Source organism: Dorea ammoniilytica (assembly GCF_025567415.1).
Lineage (GTDB): Bacteria > Bacillota > Clostridia > Lachnospirales > Lachnospiraceae > Claveliimonas > Claveliimonas ammoniilytica.
Map to the genome: position 1 here is coordinate 81,469 of NZ_JAOQJV010000008.1, position 25,406 is coordinate 106,874.

Below are 25,406 nucleotides of genomic sequence, written 5' to 3' on the forward strand. Positions count from 1 at the left end.
TTCATTATCTAAGAATTTGGAGGAATTATTATGGAATATGGAATTATCTGTCTTCTGCCACCAATCATTGCAATCGCATTGGCATTGAAGACTAAACAAACTCTACCATCCCTGTTCATTGCTGTATGGGTTGGTGCAACAATTATCAAAGGATGGAATCCGATCGCAGGATTCACCGCTATTATCAGCGAATACATGATTCCGTCTATCGCAAGCGAATACAACGCCGGACTTCTGGTTCTGGTTACTATGGCTGGCGGATTTGCTTACATGCTGAAGATTACCGGAGCCGCTGAAGCATTTGCAAAGCTGGTTACCAAATCTATCAATACGCAGAAAAAAGGACAGGTTATCACCGCTCTCAGCGCATTTATCTTCTGCTACACTGAGCCTTGCCTGATCCTGGGAACGATCATGCGTCCAATCACAGACCGTGTACGCGTATCCAGGGCAAAACTTTCTTACATGCTTGACTCTCTTGGATGTAACCTGGCTTCCTTCTCACCGATCAGCAGTTACGGACCGTTTATTTCAGGTCTGATCGCTACTGAACTTGCAGCTGCAGGACTGAAGGGAAATGAATGGGGCTTATACATTAAGATGTTCCCATTCAATATCTACAGTCTCTTCGCTATGATCGCTGTATTCTTAGTAGCCATCTTCGGACTGAATATCGGACCGATGTATGAAGAAGAAAAACGTTGTGCCGAGACAGGCGAGCCTCTTCCGGAAGGACTGACTCCACTGGTTCCTGAAAAAGACGTGGAACTGCCGGAAGATTACAATCTCCGTCTGATCAACTTCCTGCTTCCAATGCTCGGACTGTTCATCACCATTTTCGCTACCATCTTTATCACTGGAGATATCGGGGCAAATGGTCTCAGAGGCGCATTTATGAATGCAAGTATTACCCTTGCTATTACCATGGGATTCATGGTCGGCTCTATCGTAGCCGGTATCGTAGGCGTTGCAACAGGATTGTTTAATGTTAATGCAGGATTTAATGGATTCATCCAGGGTATGACCAACCTGATCAGCGTACCATTTATCCTGATCATGGCATGGTCTATGGGAGCAGTTACAAGCACTATGGGCGTTGGTGCTTACCTCGCCGGTATTGTTGAGGCTCATCTGACTGCTGGTCTGGTACCTGCCATCGTATTTGCATTCGGAGCGTTGATCTCATTTGCAACCGGCTCTTCATGGGGTGTATGGTCTATCATGATGCCAATCGCATTCCCAATGGCTGTTGCATTTAACATTCCGCTCCCATACGTAATCGGAGCTGTTATCAGTGGTGGTCTGTTCGGAGATCAGTGTTCACCGATTTCTGATACAACCGTCCTGTCATCTACAGGAGCATCATGTAACCACATCTTGCATGTATCTACACAGCTTCCTTACGGACTGACAATCGGTGTATCCGCATTCATCTCTTACCTGTTTGGCGGACTGACACATTTGTACTATCCAAGCATTGCACTGATGGCTGTTCTTGTAGTAGTATTACTTATAGCAGAGACAAAACTGACAAAGAGTAAATACGAGAAAAAAGCTGCCGTAACATCTACTGCAGCCTAACTTATTCAAACATGTATATTTACGCGCGGGCGGTATCTGTTGATCCGCTTCGCGCGATTTTTATTAAGGAGGACATGACACATGAAAAAAGTAGATCTGATCGTAACCGCACCTCACATTTACACCATGAAAGGTGAAGGTGTCGGCTATGAAGAAAAGAAAGCACTCGTCGTAGACGGAAGCAAGATTATCGACATCGTAGACATTGACAAGCTCTCTGACCAGTACGAAGCGGAAGAACAGCTTGATATGAGCCATCATATTCTGCTGCCTGGATTTATCGATGCTCATATGCACACCAGCTGCAATATCATGCGTGGACTGGCTCAGGATACTAACAACTGGATGATGTACGGACTGCAGCCATTTGACAACGCTGCCACACAGGCTGAAAAAGACATCGGTTGTCCTGTTGCCCTCATCGAAGCCGCCAAAGCAGGAACTACTACCATGGGTGATTATGAAGCCAATATGGATGCATCCTGCAATTTTATTGCCAAGCTCGGTACCCGTGGAAATGTCACGCTGATGATTCGCTCTGCAAAAAGAAAAGTCTACAAACCTGGCGAACTCTATGAATTCGATGATGCTATGGGCGAAGCAAGCCTGAATGCCAACATTGCCCTCTATGATAAATGGCATGACTATGACGGTGGACGTATGAAAGTACTTTTCGGACCACAGGGTGCCGACTTTGTAAGTCCGGAACTACTGTTAAAAATCCAGAAGATTGCTAAAGAACGTCATACTAAGATCCATATGCATACCCAGCAGGGTGACCGCGAAACATACCAGATTGAGCAGCGTTATGGCAAACGTCCGACCCAGTTCCTGCAGGATATGAACTTTCTTGACAGCACACTGATCGCCGTACATCTGACTGACTGTACCGACGAAGAAGCCCAGATCATCGCTAGAAGCGGTGCCGGCATGATCGTGTGCCCGGGTTCCATCGGTATCATTGACGGCATCGTACCTCCGTCAACAGCATTCCAGGAAGCAGGCGGAAAGGTTGCCCTTGGTTCTGACCAGGCACCGGGCAATAACTGCCACAACATTATCAGCGAAATGAAATCTGTTGCTCTGTTCAACAAGATTAAATACACCAATCCGGAAGTGCTTCCTGCATGGCGCGCACTCCGCATGGCTACCATCGAAGGCGCACAGGCACTGGGACTGGATGACACCATCGGTTCTCTGGAAGTCGGCAAATGTGCAGACTTTATCGCCATCGATTATATGCATCCTTCTATGCTGCCGATCTATACCTATCCGATGCGTAATATGGTGCCAAACATCGTATACAGCGCAAGAGGCGAAGAGGTTGTTCTGTCTGTTGTAAATGGTAAGATCGTGATGAAAGACCGTAAACTGATCAATGTAGATGAAATGGAATATATGTCTAAGATGAATGATTGCCCGGATGATATCGGCAAACGTGCCGCTGACGAATTCTTTGCGATCAACGGAACCAACGCTCAGTTCATGCGTGAAGAAAAGCTTTAATTCCGGGAGACTACATATATGATTTATCTGATTGCTGCCATTTGTGCAAATCTGTGCATGACATTCCTGATGCGCTATTCGGAGCACCATAACGGCAACTGTTATGCACTGAACATCTGGAATTATCTGGCCGGAAGCCTGATAAGCCTCCTGCTGTTACAGGACAAATCCCTGATCTGGAGTGGCAATGCAGTGACCTGTGGCGCCGGTGTCGTAAATGGTATCGGCTTCCTTGCCGCACTGGTACTGCTCCAGATCAGCATCCGGAGAAACGGTGCACCGTTAACAACCACATTTAACAGACTGGGAATACTGATTCCTACGATCCTGTCGATTTTTCTCTTTGATGAGATTCCGCAGATCATACAGATAGCCGGACTCCTGCTCTGCATCTTCGCCATCATCTTCATGAACAGCGGAGACAGCTCCGAGCGTCCGGACTTCAACATCGGACTGATCCTGGTCTTCTTACTGGGCGGTACACTGGACACCATCTCCAAAATATTCAGCCGCTATAATAACGCAGACAGCCAGACCTGCTTCGTGCTGTATACATTTCTTGCTGCCTTTGTGATCAGCATCCTGCTCTTCTTTAAAAAGGAACCTCGTATGAGCCTGCAGGACGCACTGATCGGTATCGGCGTCGGAATCCCAAATCAGCTCTGCACGCTGTTCCTGCTGCGGGCCGCATCAAGACTTCCGGCGTACATCGTCTATCCGACCTACAGTGCCAGTCTGATTCTTTTAGTAAATATCATCAACTACCTGGTATTCCGGGAGACACTGAACAAACGCCAGTACATCGCCACCGGCATCATCGGTCTGGGCGTCGTACTGATCAATCTCGTCTGATACGAATGATAATTACCACAACATTTCTACATTTTTATTTCTACAGACTTCCTGAATGTCCTCTGGAAATGGTGCATCCGAAATAATCGCATCAATTACATCATACCCCAGACTGACATTCAGGAATGTTTTATTAAACTTACTGCTGTCTGCAAACAATACTACTTTCGTAGAATTCTCCGCAAATGCCCGTTTCACGGCAGTCTCATCATCATTTGGATCAAAACTTCCTCTGGCTGTAATCCCTCTGCAGGAAATAAATGCAATGTCACTGTGATGCATACCAATCTGGGACATTGTGTCCGTTCCCTTTGTATCCAGCAATATCTTATTCAGATTTCCTCCCAGCAGATGGACATTTACCGAATCGATCTTCATCAGTTCCAATGCCGTATACAGACCATTGGTTAATACATTCAGGTTGTTATACCGCTCAAAATACGGACACAACTGAAGCACCGTTGATCCTGCATCCATAGATATCCTCTGGTCATCCCTCAGATACCGGGAAGCCAGTCTGGCAATATGCTTTTTCTTTCGCACATTTTCTTCGACCATGTATTCTACCGGTCGGTCCTTTGGCTCCTCGATTACTCTTGCCCCGCCGCTGACACGCTGCAGAAAACCATTCTTTTCCATCTCCGCAAGATCTCGTCGAATTGTCGCCACACTTACATAGAGTGCTTTACTAAGCTGTTCTGTCCGGACATACTTTTTTTCACGTAATAGATTCATAATTGCTTCATGGCGTTCATAAGGTATCATTTTTATCTCTCCTGTTTATAATTGATCGTTTTTGCACGTTTTTCGTCCTATTTTCGATTTAATATCAATATTATAAACCATTATTGCATTTTCACGCAATTATAAATATAGTATATGTGTCCAAAGGACGTACATCATCGATATGCAAATGACAAAAGTATTCACAGGAAGGAGACCGGAACATGTTAGTTACACTGAAAGAAATCTTGAGTTATGCAGAAGCCAATAAATGTGCCATCGGCGCATTCCACATCCTGAGTGAAGATAACCTTACTGCTGTTCTCGATGCTGCACAGGAACTTAACTTTCCGGTTATCATCATGCACTCACAGGAAAATGAAAAAAAGCTTCCACTTGCCAACATCGGTCCACTTATGGTAGATATGGCAGAGAAAGCTTCTGTTCCGGTCTGTGTTCATCTGGATCACGGCATGACCATTAATTACATCCGTCAGGCATTGATCATCGGTTTCAGTTCAGTTACCTATGATGGTTCATCCCTTCCTTATGAAGAAAATATAGAAAATACCAAGACGGTCGTACACATGGCATCCCGCCGTTTTGCTTCCGTCGAAGGCGTTGCTCCTGCTGATATTCCTCAACAAGACGCTACAGAAGCCGTGCGTGGCTTTATCGACGCTACTGGCATCAGCGCACTGGCATGTTCCTACGGCGCATTACAACACGTAAATAACACTGGATCCGGACTTCCTGTTCCGCTTGTCATGAACGGAGAACCGGATATCAGTAAAGACGATTACACACAGGTCATCCAGCACGGTGTGCGCAAGATCAACTGCGACAGTGAAATCTACTACCGGGATATCGCAATTCTCGGTATGCAGGCTGTGACCGAGAATGCCAAAAAAGCTATCTCATTGTTCGGAGGAATTAACTGATTTTATCTTTTTAAGACTATTGACTTTTTACCAGAAATTCGGTAAAGATAAACATATAGCTATCGAATCGAAGGTGAATATTATGTCATATAGAAGCAAGATATTATTACTGGATCTCATTCATATTTTATTTATATTATTCATGCAAAAAACAACGGGCGCATGGAATTACAAAGAAGGAGTCCTAATCATAATATTGTGGATGCTCTTACTTGTTATCTCTGTAGTCATGTTATGGAAATATCACTGTAGCCAAAACGGATTATTAAATAACGTTATCATTGTAATTTCAGTAATCATCATATTTTTTAGTATTTTAAATGTGCTTCCATTTTGTTTCCCTGTTTGTTTAGATTATGAGTTAGAACATGGATTATTTCATATGCAATAGGTTTAATAAAACATCTTAAAAGCAGACAGAGGTTGTGGACTCCACAACCTCTGATTATATTTATCTTCATATTCTCTTCTCCATCCATCGATACAGATCTTCGTACACTTCTTCTCGGTCTGTCTCATTCAGGATCTCATGCCGGTCTCCGGCATATAACTTCATTTCTACATCGGTCATACCGTGTGCTTCGTATTTCTGGAATACTCTGGTCACGCCCACACCATTACTTCCCACCGGATCCTCTGCACCGGATACGAAGATTACCGGAAGCTCCGCAGGGATCTTATCCATTGCATGACGTCTGGTCAGTACTTTCATGCCTTCAAACATCTGATAATATCCATTTACGGTAAATACAAAGTTACACAGCGGATCTGCCTCGTACTCTTTCCGCTTGGAGTCATCTGAAGTAATCCAGTCTTTGGTGCTGTCACTTGGCTCAAATTGACGGTTATAACCGCCCATTCCAAGCTGGTTCACCAGATGGCTTCTGTGATGCCAGCCTTTCGTCAATGCAATGCTCTTGCAGACTGCCTGTCCTGCTTTCAGCAACGCGTACGGCATGTCCCCTGTGCCCATGACAATAGCTCCTGCCAGTCCTTCTGCGCGCATGGTCAGATACTGTCTGAGTAAGAATGATCCCATACTGTGTCCCATCATAAAATACGGTACTCCCGGATACTCTTTCTCGGTCATTTTCCGTAGTCTGTGTATATCCGAGATCACATACTGATTCCCTTTTTCTTCATGAAAATATCCAAGATATTCCTGTGACTGTACCGACTTTCCATGTCCCAGATGGTCGTGTCCAACTACACAAAATCCACGCTCTGCCAGATATCTTGCGAATTCATCATAACGGTCAATATACTCTACCATTCCATGGGAAATCTGCAGCACCGCTTTCACTCCTGCTTCCGGGAACCACTGAATTACATGGATCTGTGTCTGTCCATCGCTGGACGGAAAATAAAATTCCTTCTTTAACATACCTCATCCCCCCGGTCATCCATCTCGATATAGTCTCTGTGCGGTGCCAGTGCTTTATACGCCGGACGGATGATCTTATCCACATTCTTCAGCTCTTCCAGACGGTGTGCGCTCCATCCTACGATTCTCGCTGCTGCAAATATCGGTGTATACAATGCCTGTGGCAGATTCAGCATCTGATATACCAGACCACTGTAGAAGTCAACATTGGCATTAACACCTTTATACATTCTGCGACGTTCCCCAATTACTTCCGGTGCCAGTCTTTCTACCTTCGAATACAATGAATACTCTTTCTCGTAACCCTTTTCCACTGCTAACTGTTCCACAAAGCCTTTGAAGATCTCTGCTCTCGGATCAGAAACAGAGTATACCGCATGTCCCATTCCGTAGATCAATCCCTTCTGATCGAAGGCTTTCTTATCCAGCAGGTCATACAGATACTGTCGGATCTCATCTTCATCCTCCCAGTCATTTACAACTCCCTTCATATCCTCAAACATCTGCGTTACTTTAATATTCGCACCACCGTGCTTCGGCCCTTTGAGTGATGCCATTGCTGCAGTCATCGTCGAATACGTATCGGTTCCTGAAGAGGTGACAACGTGTGTCGTAAATGTCGAATTGTTACCACCGCCGTGATCCATATGAAGCACCATCGCCATATCCAGGATCTTCGCCTCCAGCTTCGTGTACTGTCTATCCTCACGGAGCATCATCAGGATATTCTCAGCCATGGACAGCTCCGGTCTCGGTGCATAGATAAAGAGATCCTGACCTCTGCGGAAATTATATGCATGATAGCCATACACCATCAGCATCGGAAACTGGCTGATCAGATTCAGGCACTGACGCAGTACATTCGGAATCGACGTATCATCTGCCTTTGCATCATAGCGGTAAAGACTCAGAATTGAACGGGACAGACTGTTCATCATATCGCGGCTCGGCGCTTTCATAATCACATCCCGCACAAAGTTTGGTGGAAGCGTCCGTCTGTCAGACAGCATCACCTGAAAGTCTGCCAGCTCCTGTCTGGTCGGCAATTCACCGAACAGAAGTAAATATGCGATCTCTTCAAATCCATAATGATCTTCCTTCAGGAATCCATTGACCAGATCCTTAATGTTATAACCTCGGTAATATAGATTGCCGGGACAAGGAACTTCCTCGCCATCCACGATCTTCTTCGCGCGCACGTCCGATACATTTGTCAGTCCTGCAAGCACGCCCTTACCGTTCATATCACGGAGGCCTCTTTTTACATCGTATTTCCCATACAGTTCCCTGTCAATGGCATTGCTTTCCTCGCACAATGCAGCCAAATGCGCAATTTCCGGTGTAATCTCAAACAAATCTTTTGTCACAAACTTGCTCATATGTCCCTTCCTTTCCCGGTTTACTCTATTGTTCTGTTACTAAATTATCTCAAACCTATTGCAGATATCTCTTAATCCCGAAGTCCTCTGCTGATGTAATTGCTTAGTGCCGCAAATTCTTCCAACGTGAGTGCCTCACCTCGTACTGATGGTCCATGTCCCAATGACTCAATACTCTCTGCGATCAGTTCCTTTGGAATATCCAGGTCCGCCGCATTCTTAAGTCCATTCGCCAGTGTCTTGCGGCGCTGATTAAAAGATGCACGTATAATGCGAAACATCAGCTTCTCATCGTCCACTTCCACCGGCGGTTTGTCATACGTTGTCAGACGGATTACTGCAGATCCCACCTTCGGTCTCGGCATAAAACAGTTCGGCGGAACATTTGCCACAATATATGGACTCGCATAATACTGCACCGCCAGCGACAATGCGCCGTAGTCCTTCGTGCCCGGTCCTACCTGCATGCGGTCTGCCACTTCCTTCTGTACCATAACGGTAATACTCTCGATCGGCACATGCTTCTCGAATAATCCCATGATAATTGGTGTAGTGATATAATACGGAAGATTCGCCACCACTTTTACCGGTCGGCCACCATTTTCCTCTTCTACCAGTTTCTGGATGTCCACTTTCAGCACATCCTCATTAATGATCATAACATTATCATATGCAGACAATGTGTCACCCAGAATCGGAATCAATGCTTTGTCAATCTCCACCGCTGCCACCTTGCCTGCTGCCTGCGCCAGATACTGCGTCATCGTACCGATACCGGGTCCGATCTCCAATACAAAATCATCCTTCGTAATCTCTGCCGCCGCGATGATCTTGTCCAGCACATGCGTATCAATCAGAAAGTTCTGTCCGAACTTCTTCTGAAATGTAAAATTATATTTCTTCAGAATCTCAATCGTATTCTGCGGGTTGCCAAGTGTAGGTTCCGTCATGTTGTCCTCCTTAGTTTACTGATTATTATACATGAAAAGGTCTTCAATAGAAACAAATAAAAAATGAAATATCAATGAATTTTTTGTAACCTGGTTTTCAGTTTATCCAGACTTAAAGTATAACATATGTAAATAGTTATTTCAATTTTGGATTCATGTTTTCACAATGTAACATATAAAAGATTACACAAAAGGGAGATACCGCTCATGTAATATCTCCCTTTCTTTATCTACATTCTTATTCATTTAATAACAGCTTTTTCGCATTCTCTTCCGTCTGACGGATCACTTCTTCTGCCGTAATCCCTTTCAGTCTGCTGATCTCCTCTGCCACATATCGGATGTAAGAAGAGTTATTCCGCTTACCGCGAAATGGTTCCGGAGCCATATACGGACAGTCCGTTTCCAGCACAATGGACTCCAGCGGAATTGCCTCAGCAACTTCTTTCAGCTTCTTGCCATTCTTGAATGTCACCACACCGCCGATACCGATGTGATAGCCCATTTTCACATACTCTTTTGCCATTTCCAGCGAATACGAATAACAGTGGATAATACCCCTCAGTCCCTGACCATGTTCTTTCATGATCTCCATGGTATCTGCTGCCGCCGAACGGCTGTGGATCATCACCGGAAGATCAAGCTCTCTTGCCAGATCAAGCTGACGGATGAACCATTTCTTCTGTACCTCATGTGGCTCATTGTCCCAGTAGTAATCCAGACCAATCTCACCGACAGCCACTACCTTATCCAGCTTGAACTGTTCTTTCATACGGGCAAATGTTTCTTCATTCAGGTCGCCTACTTCATCCGGATGTACGCCGACTGCCGCATACATAAATGCATACTTCTGCGCCAGTTTCGTCACCTCAAAGCAGGATTCATAGGATGCTGCCACATTGACGATCATACCCACGCCTGCTTCTTTCATAGAAGCAAGCAGGATCTCACGGTCTTCATCAAACTGTTCACTGTCATAATGCGCATGCGTGTCAAATATCATATTTCCTCCAGATATTCCTATTAGCAGATTTCTGCTCCTGCAGGCATATTTTTCTCAGGTGTCATCAATGACAGGTTACCGTCTGCGTCCTCTGCACACAGCAGCATACCCTCAGACAGTACTCCGGCAAGCTTCGCTGGCTTCAGGTTCACAAGAACCATAACCTTCTTACCTACCATCTCTTCTGCACTGTACTGTTTCTTAATACCAGATACGATCTGTTTTACCTGGCTTCCGATCTTCACCTGTGAACACAGCAGCTTCTTAGACTTCTTCACTTCCTCACAGGCAATGATCTCGCCTACCTGGAACTGCATTTTGCCAAAGTCGTCAAATGTGATCTCCGGTTTTGCTTCGATATCGATCACATCTTCCTCTTCCTTCTGCTCTGGCTCTTCCTGTACCGGCGGATGAAGCTCTTCGACTTTCTTCATAACCTCTTCAAGATCCAGTCTCTGGAACAGAATCTCAGGCTTCTCGGTTACTTTACCGTCGCCAAGCTGTGCCAGGATCTTCTCAGATGTCTCAGGCATATATGGCTCCAGCTCTCTTGCACCGGCCTTGATGCTCTCGATCAGATTATACAGTACTGTCTCCAGACGATCCTTTGCAGCTTCGTCTTTTGCCAGTGCCCATGGCATCGTCTCATCAATATATTTGTTGCAGCGTTTGAACAGTGTAAAGATCTCTGTGATCGCATCTGCCACACGCAGTTCATCCATCTTAGCTTCAACAGCTTTCGGCGTATTCTCTACAACAGCCTTCAGATCAGCATCTACATCTTCTGCGACACCCTTATCTGTCACGCTTCCACCAAAGTATTTGTTCGTCATGGAAATGGTACGATTTACCAGGTTACCCAGTGTATTGGCAAGGTCTGAATTCAGACGCTCTACCATCAGCTCCCATGAAATCACACCATCATTTTCAAATGGCATCTCATGCAGCACGAAGTAACGTACAGCATCCACGCCAAAGAAATCTACCAGTTCATCTGCATACAGCACATTTCCCTTAGATTTACTCATCTTACCATCACCCTGCAGCAGCCATGGATGTCCAAATACCTGTTTCGGTAATGGCTCACCCAGTGCCATCAGGAAGATTGGCCAGTAAATGGTATGGAAACGGATAATATCTTTACCGATCAGATGCAGGTCTGCCGGCCAGTTCTTCTTGTACATTTCACTGCTGTTGCCATCTGCATCATATCCAATTCCGGTAATGTAGTTGGTCAGCGCATCCAGCCATACGTATACGACATGCTTGTCATCAAAGTCTACCGGGATTCCCCATTTGAAAGAAGTTCTGGATACACACAGATCCTGCAGTCCCGGAAGCAGGAAGTTGTTCATCATCTCATTCTTTCTGGATACCGGCTGAATAAATTCCGGATGTGTATTGATATGCTCGATCAGACGATCTGCATACTTACTCATTTTGAAGAAATATGCCTCTTCCTGTGCAGGCTGAACCTCACGTCCGCAGTCCGGGCATTTACCGTCTACTAACTGAGACTCTGTCCAGAAAGACTCACATGGAGTACAATACATACCTTCATAAGATCCTTTGTAAATGTCTCCCTGATCATACAGTTTCTTAAAGATCTTCTGTACCTGTTTCTCATGATCCGGATCTGTCGTACGGATAAATTTGTCATAAGATGTATTCATCAGATCCCAGATTTCTTTAATCTGACCAGACACGTCATCTACAAATTCCTTAGGTGTTACACCGGCTTCTTCTGCCTTCAGTTCAATCTTCTGACCATGTTCGTCAGTACCTGTCTGGAAAAACACATCATATCCCTGTTTTCTCTTATATCGTGCAATTGCATCAGCCAGCACGATCTCGTAAGTATTACCGATATGCGGCTTTCCTGAAGTATACGCAATCGCTGTAGTCATATAAAACTTTGGTTTACTACATTTTTCACACATAATTCTCTCTCCTAACCCATTTTAAAATGTTTGAACAAACGTAATGTTACAAAAGAAAAACGCCTTCTCTGATCCTTTCAGATCAAAGAAGACGATATCTATCGTGTTACCACTTCTCTTCACTCACAGCCTCACAGCAGGAGTCTCAACTGGTGCATCACACCATGACGCTGTAACGGGCGCACCCATTGCAGATTTACTGTATTATCTGGCATCATCTCTCCAACAAATGCCATTCCAGTTCATCTACACCACTCAGAAGCCATCTTCCGCAGTCTTCCATCCATCCCTCTCAGCCTTATGGGACTTCTCTGTAGAACTTCCTTCTGCGTACTCTCTTCGTCATTGCGTTTGTCTAATCTAACAAAAATCGTAACACATATGCTTCTGAAAGTCAAGATGCGCGATTTCGCATAACGGCTTATTTTCAGCCGGAAACACACTCTAGTTTTTCTTCTCATATCCGAGCGCCGGATTCTCATAATCTCCACGCTTCTTCTTTTCTTCTACATACTGATTCCATACACCGGCTTCATCCTCAATTCCGACCGTTGCCGGGTCAAACAGCGGATTCAGTCCCTGTGCTCTCTGCTTCTCATAATCCTTCACGATACGCATCAGTACCGGTGTCAGAAGCAGGATACTGAATGTATTTACCCACAGCATACATCCTACACCGATATCACCCATTGGCCAGATCGTATCTCCATCAATCAGAATACCAAACATACAGAATATTAGGAACAGAATACGTACAAATGTAACAACCCATTTATTTTCACCAAATAAGTACTTACATGTTGACTCTAACTGATAAGAATATGACAGCATTGTTGTGAAAATAAAGATAAACAAGATTACCGCAAGCAGCATAGCTCCTGCCTGTCCGATCGTCGTTGCCATTGCTTCCTGCATAAATGCGATACCATACTGAATACCTTTCGCATGCTCTACTAACAGCACATCACCAACACCATCCGCAGCTACATTATAAGTACCCGCAAGAAGTACCGACAATCCTGTACAGGTACATACCAGAAGTGTATCCACATATACGGAAAATCCCTGAACCAATCCCTGTTTTACAGGATGGGATGTATCTGTCGTCGCAGAGATCAGCGGACTCATACCATTACCGGCATCGTTAGAGAAGAATCCTCTCTTAATTCCCCATGACAGCGCTGATCCTACGATTCCGCCAAATACCGCATCTTTACCAAATGCACTTGCAAAAATAGAACCAAATACGGATGGAATTCTTTCCGCATTCACGATCATAATAATGACCATAACTAACAGATAAATGCCGCACATGATCGGTGCAAGGAACTCTGCTACCTGTCCGATTCGCTTGATACCACCCATAGTTACGACACCAACGATAATTACCATTCCGATTCCTACTACTACAAATGGAATTCCAAATGCTCCCTTTACGGCAGTGGCTGCTGTCTGTGTCTGCATAGCCGGAAGCAGGAAGCCAGGTCCGATAAATACAGCGATACAGAATAACACGGCAAGAATCTTACCAAGTGTCTTATTCTTAATTCCCTTAGACATATAGAACGCCGGTCCTCCGGTCAGCTCTCCTAAGTTTCTCGTCTTGTATGCCTGACCAAGGATACACTCTACCATACCAGTAGATGCACCGAGAATCGCTGTGATCCACATCCAGAAAACGGCTCCCGGACCCCCCATAAAAATAGCAGTTGCTGTACCCGCAATATTACCGGTTCCGATACGTCCTCCTACAGTTGTTGCAAATGCCTGGAATGGTGACAGTGCTTTATCTTGTTTATTATCACCTTTCTCGAGCAGACATTTTGCCATATCCTTTACTCTGCGAACCTGCATTCCCTTCAACCGGACGGTAAACCATACCGCAGCGATCATCAGGAATACACACATAACCGGATGCCATACAATGTCATTCACGGTATTCATTACTTTTACAAATAATTCCATATTTTCTACCCCATTCATTCCTTTTCTATCATTTGTATTTATCATACACCCAAATACCGAGCGCACTCTTTTTCAATTATAGCAGTAATCTATAATTGATGCAATTTAGATTTAAAGCAAATTTATTGCTCATCCGCATAAACCGCTGAATTTCTGTATTTTCTCCATATGCATGAGACCTGCTGTCTCCTGCATATCTATAGACAAAAACGATCAGGATACTCTTTATGTCTAAAAAACGTTCTCTCATTGCTCTTCTGATTCTGGCTGTCTCTGCATTGACCGTGTGCTGTCTGTTAAGCTGCCGGATATATGCCGATGCGGATACAACATTCGACGCCTTTACCGATGCTCTCTTTCAGGAAGAGGTAAACAGCAACAGTATTACCCTTCACTATACACTGCAGAACCCGGACAACTACGGAATAAGCAATCCCATCATTTCTTTCGGAAATTATTCCGTTTCTTCCTCTGATATCAGTACTGCTGCCGAAAATAATCTTGCCCAACTGAAAGACATCCCTTATGCCGAACTCTCTCCTTCCAATCAGACCATCTGGAAACTTTTAGAGGATTCCTTCTCCAACACTCTGTCCGGAATTCCATATCTGTTATGCGAAGAACCCATCAGCCCTCTTACAGGGATTCAGACACAGCTTCCTATTTTATTATCTGAATATCAATTTGCTGATACCACAGATGTGGATACATATCTTGCCCTGCTGAAAACACTCCCGGAACACTTCGATTCTCTAACCGGTTTTGAAACGTCCAAAGCGGATGCCGGTCTGTTCATGGCATCCTCCACAGCCGATTCCGTGATCAAAGAATGTAATACCTTTCTTAATATGGGAAGCAGTAATTATCTTTACTCTTCCTTTGAAGATCGCATCAATAATCTCTCTGGCTGTTCTACTGATACAAAAAAAGCTTATATTGCACAGAATGAATCCGCACTCAAAGAATATGTATTTCCCGCTTATCAGAATCTGATTACTGCATTGGAAACATTAAAATCCAAAAGTGGCAGTTCCGGTGGACTATGCCGCCTTCCGGACGGTAAAAATTATTACCAGCATCTGGTCAAATGTGAAACCGGCTCTGATCGTTCCATAGATGAATTGAAAGAACTGACCATGACACAGATCCAGTCGGATCTCATCGCCATGCAGACCGTTCTCACTTCGCCTGAATACGCTTCCAGAACAGATTCATCCAATTTAAGCGATACCACATTAGATGCATTCACCTTACAGGACTCAAACCCTGCTGCCATCCTAAACGATCTCCAACAGAAAACTGAACGATTCTTCCCATCCATCGAAGCTGTGAATACGCAGGTAAAATACGTTCAAGCTGACGTGGCTGAATATGTGAGTCCGGCATTCTACATGGTTCCCGCTATCGATAACACCGAAGGGCAGACCATTTACATCAACTCGCTCCATCTGCCGGACGATCTGACTCTATTTACGACACTGGCACACGAAGGATTTCCCGGTCATCTGTATCAGCATGTCTATTATGCATCCACAGATCCCGAGCCGATACGCAGTCTCTTAGACTGTGGCGGCTATACCGAAGGTTGGGCAACTTACACAGAAATGATAAGTTATTACTTTTCCGGTTTGCCAAAAGACGAAGCATCCCTGCGCCAACACAATGCTTCCGTTCTGCTCGGTCTCTATGCTCTTGCAGATATCGGCATTCATTACGACGGTTGGAATCGCAAAGATACCATCTCATTCTTCCGTGATTACAGTATTCAGGATGCGGCGACCATCTCAAAGATCTACGATCTGATCACCGCAGATCCGGCAAACTATCTCAAGTATTATATTGGTTACGTTGAATTTATGGAACTGAAAAAAGAAGCAATGAAAAAATGGGGAGATGATTTCTCACAGATTCGCTTCCATAAAGCGGTATTAGATGCTGGTCCGATGCCATTTTATCTCCTCAGAACAAATGTATTTGATAATTAAAATATATTTTTTATCTTTTCATGGCAAGTTTTCGTAATGTGTGTTATATTAATTATATATGATACTTTATTGTTGCTCTATATAATGATGCCAGGGGCAAAAAGTCTAAATCCACATGAGCTTGCTCATAAGTGGATGAAAGACCTTGAGCCCCGCCCCAATATTCGCATAAAAGTGGGATGGTAATCCCACGATATGCGAATGATTGGGAGGATTGTGGGAGTGCAGAGCACGAAACAATCTGCAGGCATCATAATCGGGGCTTTCACCTCAACATCACAGAATATCATTAGCTTACATAAAGGCTAATATTCGAGGCAGGCGAAGAAAGGAGTTATTATGGAAGAAATGGGTATGACTAACGAACAATACAAAGGTATGCTTCTCGACGAGCTGGAAGACTGGCAGGAAGTTCGAGAACTGGCTTTGGAAACAAATAACGAAAAGATTTTGAAAAAAGCAGATCAACAGATTGCTAAAATTAATGAAAAAATAAAATTCTAAATTAAGGGACATCAAGGGGAGGGTGGACCTGCCGCCACTCCCCCGACATTTTTAATATAACATATCTTACCGTATATTGGAACTATACTTCTTCTTTACTCTATCCAATATTTCCACGCATTACATCCGTGAATCTCCGCGGTCGCTGACCAGCTGATAACCGACACTTGCTACTCTTCTGGACAGACATCCTCTACATTCCGCAGCCTCTTCACCCGTACAAATCTTATTGTCATACAGTTCATACTGCTTTCGGTTCTTCACCGGAGACAGATTCGGCATTACAACATTTGCTCCCGCCTGCAATCCTTTTTCACGTCCCAGCGGATCCATTGTCCCCAGTGCCGTTGTCGCAGGAAGCAATACTCCCGGAAGCAATATCCGGATAATGGATAATAATAGTAACGTCCGCTCTACACTTCCGGCTTTTTCTTCTGCATATCTGGTGTCGTGATGCGGAATAAATGGTCCGATCCCTACCATATGAGGCTCCAGTTCTTTTAAGAAAACCAGATCCTCTGCCAGATCTGAAATCTGTTGCCCCGGTGCACCTACCATAAATCCGGCGCCCACCTGATATCCAAGTTCTTTCAGATCATAAAGACATTGTTTGCGTTCCGATAATTTCATTTCTGCCGGATGAAGCTTCTGATACAGTTCATCACTCGCTGTCTCATGTCGAAGCAGGTATCTGTCCGCTCCCGCTTCTTTCCACAATCGGTATGTTTCTTTCGAATGTTCTCCTACAGACAATGTGATCGCACACTCCGGATACAACACCCGTATCTCCCGGACAATCTCCGCCAGTTTTTCATCTGTATAATACGGATCCTCGCCGCCCTGCAGCACAAATGTCCGAAATCCCAGTTCATATCCATTGGCACAGCAGTCAAGTATCTCCTCTTTCGTCAAACGATAGCGCTGTGCATTTCTGTTACCATTTCTAATTCCGCAATAATAGCAGTTATTCCTGCAATAATTGGTAAATTCAATCAATCCACGGGTATAAACATCTGTGCCATAATATTTTTTTTGAAGCCGAACTGCTTCCTCCTTTAGCTGCTCTCGGACCTGCACATCTGACTCTGCCAGCCGGATCAATTCTACATATTCTTCCTTTGTCAATTCATGTGTGTTGATAAATTTTTCTGCAATATTCATATTATCTATTCTATACATCATTCAGAAAATGGTCAAACATCAATCATATTCTCATCACATTTTTGGGATTTTTTGGATAGACTAAACACATGTCCGATAATGATCAGAATGACTGTACCTGGAATGTGATCCTGTACCAGAGTATGTCCGGATTCAGTAATTAGATGATTTCCAAACCGAAACAGTATTGAAATATGACAAAACAAGGTTTTATTTATGTTTTCGCAAGAACTTCTTAAGAAATTTTCTTTTTCTTTTAGATAAAGAACATATTTCTGTCATATTTCATCTATATACTATAAGACAGATAGTTGAAAGACCAACAACTATCTCCCTCATAAAGTTAACACTGTAGACCGATTACAGTGCACACTTTACTCTCATTCCTTTTAGATAACTATAACGACAAGAAACCCCTTCACAGCCAGCCACTGTGAAGGGGTTTTACGTTATATAATTAGACTCGATACAAATTCTTATATCTTCTCTTATCCTTTGCCGCCAGAATCCCTGTTAATCCCAGGAACAATGCGCCTGTCATAAGCACTATGATCCAGGTAAATGTCGGCGTAGAATTCTTATAGATCACTCCGATCAACATCTGATATCCACTCATTACACCAATCCTTGTCACTTCCATCAGACCATGCACACGCCCTCTGTGGCTGGCTGGCATACGTCTGGTCAGATACGGACTCTCTGCCAGCATATTAGATACCTCGCCCCACGTCATCACGATCATTGCCACATAATAAAACGATATATGACCGGCAAATACAAGAAAAATTCCATATCCAAACAGCATCATCAGATATCCATACATCGTCTTAACAGGCTCTGAAAATCTATGTAATAACTTGGTAAATATCGGTGTAAATATAACCACGATAATGCAGTTCACACTGGTAACTGTTCCATAGATCACTGCTCCGGTATCTCCATGCAGCCGCACAAGATCCATTGGCACCAGATAATTATACATCTGATACATTGCGCCGTAACCGCTGGCTGTCAGGATATACAACAGAATCAGCCTGTTTTCCCGCAGGATCGTCCACAGACTCTCTCCATGGCGATTTGCCTGATAGACCGCCTTCTGGCTAATGTCTTTTACTGGTGTAATATTCTGCACAAATAGAAAAATCAAAACTGATGAAATCCCAATGGATATTCCACTGAGTAGAAACGCCAGCCACAGATAATTACGGAACATAAATCCTGCAACTGCCGAAGCCATAACGCCTCCCAGGTTGCCCATCAGATACTGCAACGAATATCCTCTCTCTCGATCCTCCGTCAGCGTAATATCTGCCGTCAGCGAATTATATGAAGGATTCTCCATATTCTGACAGGTAGATGCGATAAACATCAGCACAATGGATTTACCGCTAAGCGGTATCAAGCCGCAGATAATATAACAGACCACCGATACAATATCCAGATAGACGATATTCATTTTCTTACTGAAACGGTCTGCCATTTTACCTCCGACCAAATTCGCCGGAATCGATAAAATCCCCATAAGCGCTGTTACCCATGCGACCTGCACCGCATTCATACCAAGCTTCTGACTCAGTATCATCGTCAGCATCGGTCGGACCATCGCGCCCATCGCCGTAACCAAACGGCCAAAACATAATATGTAATTCTCTCTTCTCAGACCTTTGTATTGTGATATGATATTGATATTCATGACATTTTCCTGATTAATTGAAATAAATCTTCTTCACTTCTGGCAATCGACGTGTGTTCTGGAATATCCTCTGGCACTTCACGTCCTCTCCGCTCTAACCAGATAGCATTCCAGCCTGCGCCGGTTGCTCCCAAAATATCCTTTTCATAAGAATCCCCTACATATACAATATCCTCCGGATTCTGCATCCCCATCTTTTTCATTGCATGTTCAAAGATTCCGCGTTCTGGTTTGTTGACGCCCACATCACCGGATACAAATATATACTCTGGATTCACCCATCGTTCCAGATTCAGCGTCTTTATCTTTCTCCACTGATGCGCCGACGGTCCATTGGTAATAACGCCAAGCTTCATCCGCTCACCACAATATTCCAATATCTGCCGCATCTGATCCGATACCGTAATCTGGCTACCATAGTATACATAGCGTTCCTGATATCTTACCGCCTGCTCATCCGTAATCGGTAAATGAAACTCCTCCATGGCACGCTTAATACGGTAAATGTACATTTCTTCTTTTGTCATTTCACCCCGCCCCATGGCATCAAAACTCTCATCACTATAATAACGGTTCGCCTTAAATAAATCTACCAACGACACACCTTTTAATTCTCCAAATACATCCCTGCAAGCCTGGTCAAATACCACCTGTTGGTCATATATTGTGTCATCCACATCAAATACTATTGCTTTCATTATCCTTTTCTCCTCTTACCAGCTGATACATCTGTAATGCTTTCCTGCATTTCTTATACTCCGGATAATACTTCTCCACCTCCTGCTAAAATACAGTCGAATGGTTCATATGTCTCTATAATCTGTCATCAAAATGTCTCTTCTATCTCAGCCATCCGCACGTGGAATCCATCTAGACACCAAGCCTCCACCTTCTTATCGTAACTATAATAGCCACTTTTCTCCGAGCAATCCCGAAGCCACATCAATACAGTGCGACGAAATGGATCTATGATCCAGCACTCTCTTACTCCTGCTTTCTGATACTGTTCAAGTTTCGTGTTATAATCATAACTTGAATTGCTCACAGATACAACCTCTATTACCCAATCCGGTGCGCCTTCACATCCTTTATCCGTCAAAATATCTTCTCTGCATATCATAGAAATATCTGGTTCCACAATTACAGAATCATCCTGAAATAACCGCACACCAAAAGGTGCACTATATACCTTACATTTTCCTTTATGCTTTCTGATATAATCTTTTATCAAATACATAAGTTCTGAAACAATCCACTGATGCATGCGACTAGGCTGTCCCATCATATATAATCTACCATGAATCAGTTCCGCTCTGGTATGCTCCGATATACGTTTCCAATCTTCCTCCGTATATTCTCTTGCATAATATCGATAAGGCTCCTCCCGGATCATCACAGGTCTGTGTTCAATTGCATTATAAGCAAACGGCATTCGATCTCCTGATAAAATAGCCTGTTCCATTGCCAGTAATCCCTCGTAGGAATACTCTTTCGTTTGTTCCAATAATATTGCCTTCACATCCTCTTGTTTTATACCGGTAAATTCTGCAATATCTTCATAAGACATCTTCTTTAATAATCTCTTTTCATTCAGTTCCTTAATATCCATACCGTTCCCTCCTTGTATCTATTTTATTTCTGTAAATTAATTATGTCAATAGTTATTGCTTATTATTTTATCTACGGTAGATATTTCGATATATCTATTAAATCACCTTTTTATTTTCGCAAGAACTTCTTAAGAAATTTTCCGATTCTTTTAGAGAAATAACATACTCCTGTCATATTTCTTCTCTATACTGTAAAACAGATAGTTAAAGAACAGTTAACTATCACCCTCATAGAAGTTGAACACTGTACCAGACCATACAGTGTTGCACTTTACTCTCATTCCTTTTAGATAACTATAGTAACCGAAAATCCCTCGCAGCCAGCCACTGCGAGGGATTTTTCATTTTTAAAATTTGAACTATTTGAATAGAAAGTTTCTATTTCTTTCACAAACTGAACACACTTCTGTCACATTTTCTCATTATACTTAACGTCAGATAGTTGAGGACAGACAACTATCTAACCTCACAAAGTAGTACACTGTAATCAGTATTTAACAGTGTTATGCTTTACTCTCATTCCTTTAGTAACTTTTAAAAAAACGAAACCCGTTAGCCCTATGGTTAGCGGGTTTTCGCTGTTTTAATGTATCCTAATTTTCTATAATCTCTTCCGCTCGTTTCAGTGCCGCCGATATGTTCGGGCAGAAATTCTCTTCACCCACGACTTCTACAAAGCCTGATTTCTGCATTACTTTCATTGGCTGCTCATTTACATGTGAGAACACCACTGTAATTCCCTTCGATTCACATACGCAGATCAGATCCTGCAACGCATTCATTGCCGTACTGTCAATTGCCGGAACACTTCTCATACGAAGTACCAGACAAGTAGTAAAATCTTTTACCACGATATGCTCAATTGCATCAGCCGCACCGAAGAATAATGGTCCCGTAATCTCATAAACACGGATCTGTAACGGAAGTTTTCGAAGCTGTTCAGCCACATCCTGCGTGTCATCATCTACGTATGTCCAGCTTTCGGCATGCGTTTCTTCGCTCATTCGTTTGATAAACAGCAGACAAGCAAGCACCATACCAATCTCAATCGCAACTACCAGATCAAAAATCACAGTCAATACAAACGTACTGATCAATACGATAATATCACTCTTCGGAGCTGTCTTGATCAGATGGACAAATGTTCGCCACTGACACATATTATAGGCAACAATAAAAAGAATTGCTGCAATCGTCGGCATCGGAATCATTCCCGCAAATGGCATCAGCACCACCAGTACAATGACCAGTGTAATTGAATGTACCATTCCGGCAATCGGTGTTCGCCCACCGTTTTTGATATTCGCTGCTGTTCTTGCAATTGCTCCCGTAGCCGGAATTCCGCCAAATAATGCAGATGCGATATTACCGGCTCCCTGTGCCACAAGCTCCATATCAGAACGATGCTTTCCATTAATCATTCCATCCGCTACTACACAGGACAAAAGCGATTCAATCGCCGCAAGAACCGCTATCGTAAATGCATTTGGCAACGCATTCTGTACAATCTGCAGGTTTACTGCCGGTAGATGGAATGATGGCAGTGCATTACTGATCGTATAAAGATTACCGATTGTTGCCACCTGAAGCGGCAGACATTTTACCATTAAGATTCCTGCAATAACCGCTAAAAGCGATCCCGGAATTTTCTTAAATATCATCGGTGAAATGATTAGAATTATCAGACTCACTACTCCTACAATTACCGCATCTGTATTAATTGTTGCGATATTTTCTACAAATGTTTTCAGCTTCTCGGTAGTCTCAATCGGCTTTACGCCATCCGGATAAACAACACCAAAGAAATCTTTCAACTGACCGATAACAATCGTAACAGCAATTCCCGAAGTAAATCCTGTCGTGATTGTATATGGGATAAATTTAATCAAGCTTCCAAAATGACAGATTCCCATCAGAATCAGAAAGACACCTGCCAGAATGGTTGATATCACAAGTCCGTCTAATCCATCTTTCGCCACAATACCTGCAACAATCGTTGCGAATGCAGCCGTCGGTCCTGCAATCTGCACACTGCTTCCGCCAAGTACGGAAATAACAAATCCCGCTACAATAGCAGTAAAAATTCCGGCCTCCGGTCCTACTCCGGATGCAAGTGCCAACGCAATAGACAACGGAAGTGCAATAATTGCAACGATGATTCCCGCCGTCACATCTTTTACAAACTGACCCCGGTCATATGTTTTCAGCGAAGTCAGCAACATTGGTTTCAATGAATTCATTTGTAAGTGTTTCCTCTCTTTTTCTCATACTTTTAAACTACAACAATCTTCAAAGTATAACATAGGATGAAACTAAAATGAATCATGTTCTCCTTTATATACAATTTTTCTTATTTTTCTTTCTCCGATCCAACGTTTCTAACAAACCACTGTACTTATCCGTCAGTACGATCATCCACCCTTCTCTTGTCCTTGGCACACTCCTGAGTGTCACCGGCCACATATGATTTCGGATCACATCTCGCTCCACACGGTTCAGACGGAATATCTTTCCTGCATTCTTATATGCCTTCTCAGCATGGGTAAATCCATGCAATCGCTCACCGGTCTCTCTGGCATGCGTATGCCAGTCATATAAGAACAGATCATGCAGCATCCCGGCTCTTGCCGCCGATTTTGCATCCAGATGTAATTTCTTGCAGATAATATAATTAAAATATGCTACCCGCATACAATGCTTATAGCAAGAGGTATCGCCATGATGCGGATACTTCTTCATCCGAAGTACAACAGGATGCTCTGCCACATCCTGGATTGTTCGATAGAACTCTCTAAACTCTTTTTGATCCATCTTTATCCACTCCCCCTGGATCATTTAATCAGTATTATCTCTAATACTTTTTCTAATATTTGATCTGAAATCCTTTTTCATCTTCCCGAATCGGTATCTCCTCACTGTCCATCCATTCAATCCGGATAAAATGATCAGTATTTAGCCTCACAAGCAGTTTGTTGATCATTCCCTCGCTTCCCTGCACTTCCATAGTAACTGTGCCATCATACTCATTCTTCGCCCATCCGGTAAGACCAAGAGATCCTGCTGCCAGCCTGGCCGTATAGCGGAACCCTACGCCCTGTACCCTTCCGTGAAATGTGATTCTTTTTCGTATTTCTCCCATCAGTACCCCTTTTCTTTTTTACTGTATACTTATCATCATTTTCAGTCGATTTAATAACGGTTATGCACATCTTCTGCAAAACACATCATGTCTTTGACTTCGATCACAGTACCATCATCCAACACTGCTTTACCATTCATGCGTCCAAATACCTGATGCTGATCCGATTCTATAATCAGTGCATTTGTCCTCGCCGCACGGTCAAGAACCGGTTCAAAATTCATCTCGAATCTACCATCACTGGATGTAAACTTCCACGGTTTCATATAATCTCCATCCGGAATATGGAATGTTACATCGTCCAGTTTGTGACATTTTCCATCATAAAAAAGCATATTTTCCGATGCTGCTGTAGTGTCTCCAAATCCATATCCGATATTAAAACCAAATGGCTTTCCATCTATCATCTGATTGCCGGAACCCCAGTACCAGCGATTATCATAAGTCCATACACCGCGTCCCCAATCCAAAGTTCCAAAATCAGTACTCGGATCAAATCGATATATTTTTCCATCATATTCCATCTTACCTTTTGCCGGCATACAATTGATCTTCTGATTATAATAAAATGCTGTTTTCTTTTCCTTCCATGGTGTCGCAATTACCATTGTATCCATCTTAGGCTGAACTAGCGTAATATCACAACGGAAGGTCTTACCCTGATAGAAATTATCGAATTTACATCGGATACGTCTCTGTCCTTCTTCCAGCGTATATTCCATATGCAAACGCTTGTCCCGATAGACTATGTCGCCATGCCTGGAATCCGAAGGCATCTGCATTTTCCCCATTGGAAATGCATTGAGAATCGTCTCTGTATGTTCCCATCCTTCTTTAAAATTCAGCAAAGACACGGACTGCAGACCAATATATCCGTCATCTGACAAGGTAAATGCACCCGCAAAGTCTTCATTTAGTACCAGATAATAATCCCATTCCTTGATCCTCATACGGGGAGCTTTGATCTGTTTACGGTCATATGTCTGCACCAGACTTTTTGACCAGCCAGGCTCTCTAAGCGATCCATCTTCTTTAAGTAACGGCTGCTTTGTAACCACTTCATGGTTTCTCATCTAACTCACCCTTTCCA

At 43.4% G+C, this 25,406-nt stretch carries 21 protein-coding genes; 6 read left to right on the forward strand and 15 right to left on the reverse strand.

Annotated elements, in window-relative coordinates:
- Window positions 1-30: 30 nt before the first annotated feature.
- The 3 genes from OCV65_RS07905 to OCV65_RS07915 all read left to right on the forward strand — a co-directional run bounded on the left by OCV65_RS07905 (window position 31) and on the right by OCV65_RS07915 (window position 3,939).
- Window positions 31-1,581, forward strand: coding sequence for a Na+/H+ antiporter NhaC family protein (locus OCV65_RS07905; RefSeq protein ID WP_262581604.1), 1,551 nt, complete (start codon window positions 31-33; stop codon window positions 1,579-1,581).
- 81 nt (window positions 1,582-1,662) lie between these two features.
- Window positions 1,663-3,087, forward strand: coding sequence for an amidohydrolase family protein (locus OCV65_RS07910; RefSeq protein ID WP_262581605.1), 1,425 nt, complete (start codon window positions 1,663-1,665; stop codon window positions 3,085-3,087).
- Between the two features lie 18 nt (window positions 3,088-3,105).
- Window positions 3,106-3,939: a DMT family transporter gene (locus OCV65_RS07915; RefSeq protein WP_262581606.1), complete on the forward strand. Its 834-nt coding sequence runs from the start codon at window positions 3,106-3,108 to the stop codon at window positions 3,937-3,939.
- Between the two features lie 12 nt (window positions 3,940-3,951).
- Here the strand turns inward: OCV65_RS07915 and OCV65_RS07920 are convergent, their stop codons facing one another.
- A complete protein-coding gene (locus tag OCV65_RS07920; protein WP_262581607.1) occupies window positions 3,952-4,704 on the reverse strand; it encodes a DeoR/GlpR family DNA-binding transcription regulator in 753 nt (250 codons plus the stop codon).
- A gap of 182 nt (window positions 4,705-4,886) precedes the next feature.
- Between OCV65_RS07920 and OCV65_RS07925 the strand changes: the two genes are divergently transcribed.
- Window positions 4,887-5,603 (forward strand): class II fructose-bisphosphate aldolase, encoded by a 717-nt coding sequence (locus OCV65_RS07925; protein WP_262581608.1) that lies wholly within the window; start codon window positions 4,887-4,889, stop codon window positions 5,601-5,603.
- Between the two features lie 457 nt (window positions 5,604-6,060).
- Here OCV65_RS07925 and OCV65_RS07930 read toward each other — a convergent pair whose 3' ends face one another.
- The 6 genes from OCV65_RS07930 to OCV65_RS07955 all read right to left on the reverse strand — a co-directional run bounded on the left by OCV65_RS07930 (window position 6,061) and on the right by OCV65_RS07955 (window position 14,224).
- Window positions 6,061-6,987, reverse strand: a complete 927-nt coding sequence (locus OCV65_RS07930; RefSeq protein WP_262581609.1) for an alpha/beta fold hydrolase — start codon at window positions 6,985-6,987, stop codon at window positions 6,061-6,063.
- A complete protein-coding gene (locus OCV65_RS07935; protein WP_262581610.1) occupies window positions 6,981-8,366 on the reverse strand; it encodes a citrate/2-methylcitrate synthase in 1,386 nt (461 codons plus the stop codon). The genes OCV65_RS07930 and OCV65_RS07935 overlap by 7 nt, the downstream gene beginning before the upstream one ends.
- A gap of 71 nt (window positions 8,367-8,437) precedes the next feature.
- Window positions 8,438-9,316 carry a 16S rRNA (adenine(1518)-N(6)/adenine(1519)-N(6))-dimethyltransferase RsmA gene (gene rsmA / locus OCV65_RS07940; protein ID WP_262581611.1) on the reverse strand — a complete coding sequence of 293 codons (879 nt, stop codon included), beginning with the start codon at window positions 9,314-9,316 and terminating at the stop codon, window positions 8,438-8,440.
- Window positions 9,317-9,554: 238 nt separating this feature from the next.
- Window positions 9,555-10,319 (reverse strand): TatD family hydrolase, encoded by a 765-nt coding sequence (locus OCV65_RS07945; RefSeq protein WP_262581612.1) that lies wholly within the window; start codon window positions 10,317-10,319, stop codon window positions 9,555-9,557.
- Window positions 10,320-10,339: 20 nt separating this feature from the next.
- Window positions 10,340-12,259 carry a methionine--tRNA ligase gene (gene metG / locus OCV65_RS07950; protein ID WP_262581613.1) on the reverse strand — a complete coding sequence of 640 codons (1,920 nt, stop codon included), beginning with the start codon at window positions 12,257-12,259 and terminating at the stop codon, window positions 10,340-10,342.
- A gap of 444 nt (window positions 12,260-12,703) precedes the next feature.
- Window positions 12,704-14,224, reverse strand: a complete 1,521-nt coding sequence (locus tag OCV65_RS07955; protein WP_158574286.1) for an alanine/glycine:cation symporter family protein — start codon at window positions 14,222-14,224, stop codon at window positions 12,704-12,706.
- 227 nt (window positions 14,225-14,451) lie between these two features.
- Here OCV65_RS07955 and OCV65_RS07960 point away from each other — a divergent pair, with 227 nt between their 5' ends.
- Window positions 14,452-16,209 (forward strand): DUF885 domain-containing protein, encoded by a 1,758-nt coding sequence (locus OCV65_RS07960; protein WP_262581614.1) that lies wholly within the window; start codon window positions 14,452-14,454, stop codon window positions 16,207-16,209.
- A 339-nt stretch (window positions 16,210-16,548) separates the two neighbouring features.
- Window positions 16,549-16,713: a hypothetical protein gene (locus tag OCV65_RS07965; RefSeq protein ID WP_262581615.1), complete on the forward strand. Its 165-nt coding sequence runs from the start codon at window positions 16,549-16,551 to the stop codon at window positions 16,711-16,713.
- 120 nt (window positions 16,714-16,833) lie between these two features.
- On the opposite strand, the gene hydE is transcribed toward OCV65_RS07965, so the two are convergent.
- The 8 genes from hydE to OCV65_RS08005 all read right to left on the reverse strand — a co-directional run bounded on the left by hydE (window position 16,834) and on the right by OCV65_RS08005 (window position 25,389).
- Window positions 16,834-17,874: a [FeFe] hydrogenase H-cluster radical SAM maturase HydE gene (hydE, locus tag OCV65_RS07970; RefSeq protein WP_262581616.1), complete on the reverse strand. Its 1,041-nt coding sequence runs from the start codon at window positions 17,872-17,874 to the stop codon at window positions 16,834-16,836.
- Window positions 17,875-18,331: 457 nt separating this feature from the next.
- Window positions 18,332-19,567 (reverse strand): MFS transporter, encoded by a 1,236-nt coding sequence (locus OCV65_RS07975; RefSeq protein ID WP_262581617.1) that lies wholly within the window; start codon window positions 19,565-19,567, stop codon window positions 18,332-18,334.
- Entirely contained in the window at window positions 19,564-20,265 is a 702-nt protein-coding gene (locus OCV65_RS07980; protein WP_262581618.1) for an HAD family hydrolase, read from the reverse strand. Before OCV65_RS07980 ends, OCV65_RS07975 begins: the two co-directional genes overlap by 4 nt.
- 128 nt (window positions 20,266-20,393) lie before the next feature.
- Window positions 20,394-21,176, reverse strand: coding sequence for a Uma2 family endonuclease (locus OCV65_RS07985; protein WP_262581619.1), 783 nt, complete (start codon window positions 21,174-21,176; stop codon window positions 20,394-20,396).
- 594 nt (window positions 21,177-21,770) lie between these two features.
- The gene (locus tag OCV65_RS07990) at window positions 21,771-23,417 is read right to left on the reverse strand and encodes a SulP family inorganic anion transporter (protein ID WP_262581620.1); all 1,647 of its coding nucleotides are present in this window, start codon (window positions 23,415-23,417) and stop codon (window positions 21,771-21,773) included.
- Window positions 23,418-23,511: 94 nt separating this feature from the next.
- The gene (locus tag OCV65_RS07995) at window positions 23,512-23,988 is read right to left on the reverse strand and encodes an HD domain-containing protein (RefSeq protein WP_118452275.1); all 477 of its coding nucleotides are present in this window, start codon (window positions 23,986-23,988) and stop codon (window positions 23,512-23,514) included.
- Window positions 23,989-24,040: 52 nt separating this feature from the next.
- Window positions 24,041-24,316: an acylphosphatase gene (locus tag OCV65_RS08000; RefSeq protein WP_118384271.1), complete on the reverse strand. Its 276-nt coding sequence runs from the start codon at window positions 24,314-24,316 to the stop codon at window positions 24,041-24,043.
- Between the two features lie 50 nt (window positions 24,317-24,366).
- Window positions 24,367-25,389: a DUF2804 domain-containing protein gene (locus OCV65_RS08005; RefSeq protein WP_262581622.1), complete on the reverse strand. Its 1,023-nt coding sequence runs from the start codon at window positions 25,387-25,389 to the stop codon at window positions 24,367-24,369.
- Window positions 25,390-25,406 lie beyond the last annotated feature (17 nt).

Coding starts and splice junctions, on each gene's coding strand:
- OCV65_RS07990 (WP_262581620.1), bottom strand. CDS start 23,417: ATGAATTCATTGAAACCAATGTTGCTGACTTCGCTGAAAACATATGAC.
- OCV65_RS07945 (WP_262581612.1), bottom strand. CDS start 10,319: ATGATATTTGACACGCATGCGCATTATGACAGTGAACAGTTTGATGAA.
- hydE (WP_262581616.1), bottom strand. CDS start 17,874: ATGAATATTGCAGAAAAATTTATCAACACACATGAATTGACAAAGGAA.
- OCV65_RS07960 (WP_262581614.1), top strand. CDS start 14,452: ATGTCTAAAAAACGTTCTCTCATTGCTCTTCTGATTCTGGCTGTCTCT.
- OCV65_RS07905 (WP_262581604.1), top strand. CDS start 31: ATGGAATATGGAATTATCTGTCTTCTGCCACCAATCATTGCAATCGCA.
- OCV65_RS07920 (WP_262581607.1), bottom strand. CDS start 4,704: ATGATACCTTATGAACGCCATGAAGCAATTATGAATCTATTACGTGAA.
- rsmA (WP_262581611.1), bottom strand. CDS start 9,316: ATGACGGAACCTACACTTGGCAACCCGCAGAATACGATTGAGATTCTG.
- OCV65_RS07910 (WP_262581605.1), top strand. CDS start 1,663: ATGAAAAAAGTAGATCTGATCGTAACCGCACCTCACATTTACACCATG.
- OCV65_RS07915 (WP_262581606.1), top strand. CDS start 3,106: ATGATTTATCTGATTGCTGCCATTTGTGCAAATCTGTGCATGACATTC.
- OCV65_RS07985 (WP_262581619.1), bottom strand. CDS start 21,176: ATGGATATTAAGGAACTGAATGAAAAGAGATTATTAAAGAAGATGTCT.
- OCV65_RS08005 (WP_262581622.1), bottom strand. CDS start 25,389: ATGAGAAACCATGAAGTGGTTACAAAGCAGCCGTTACTTAAAGAAGAT.
- OCV65_RS07965 (WP_262581615.1), top strand. CDS start 16,549: ATGGAAGAAATGGGTATGACTAACGAACAATACAAAGGTATGCTTCTC.
- metG (WP_262581613.1), bottom strand. CDS start 12,259: ATGTGTGAAAAATGTAGTAAACCAAAGTTTTATATGACTACAGCGATT.
- OCV65_RS07955 (WP_158574286.1), bottom strand. CDS start 14,224: ATGGAATTATTTGTAAAAGTAATGAATACCGTGAATGACATTGTATGG.
- OCV65_RS07975 (WP_262581617.1), bottom strand. CDS start 19,567: ATGAATATCAATATCATATCACAATACAAAGGTCTGAGAAGAGAGAAT.
- OCV65_RS07980 (WP_262581618.1), bottom strand. CDS start 20,265: ATGAAAGCAATAGTATTTGATGTGGATGACACAATATATGACCAACAG.
- OCV65_RS08000 (WP_118384271.1), bottom strand. CDS start 24,316: ATGGGAGAAATACGAAAAAGAATCACATTTCACGGAAGGGTACAGGGC.
- OCV65_RS07925 (WP_262581608.1), top strand. CDS start 4,887: ATGTTAGTTACACTGAAAGAAATCTTGAGTTATGCAGAAGCCAATAAA.
- OCV65_RS07995 (WP_118452275.1), bottom strand. CDS start 23,988: ATGGATCAAAAAGAGTTTAGAGAGTTCTATCGAACAATCCAGGATGTG.
- OCV65_RS07930 (WP_262581609.1), bottom strand. CDS start 6,987: ATGTTAAAGAAGGAATTTTATTTTCCGTCCAGCGATGGACAGACACAG.
- OCV65_RS07935 (WP_262581610.1), bottom strand. CDS start 8,366: ATGAGCAAGTTTGTGACAAAAGATTTGTTTGAGATTACACCGGAAATT.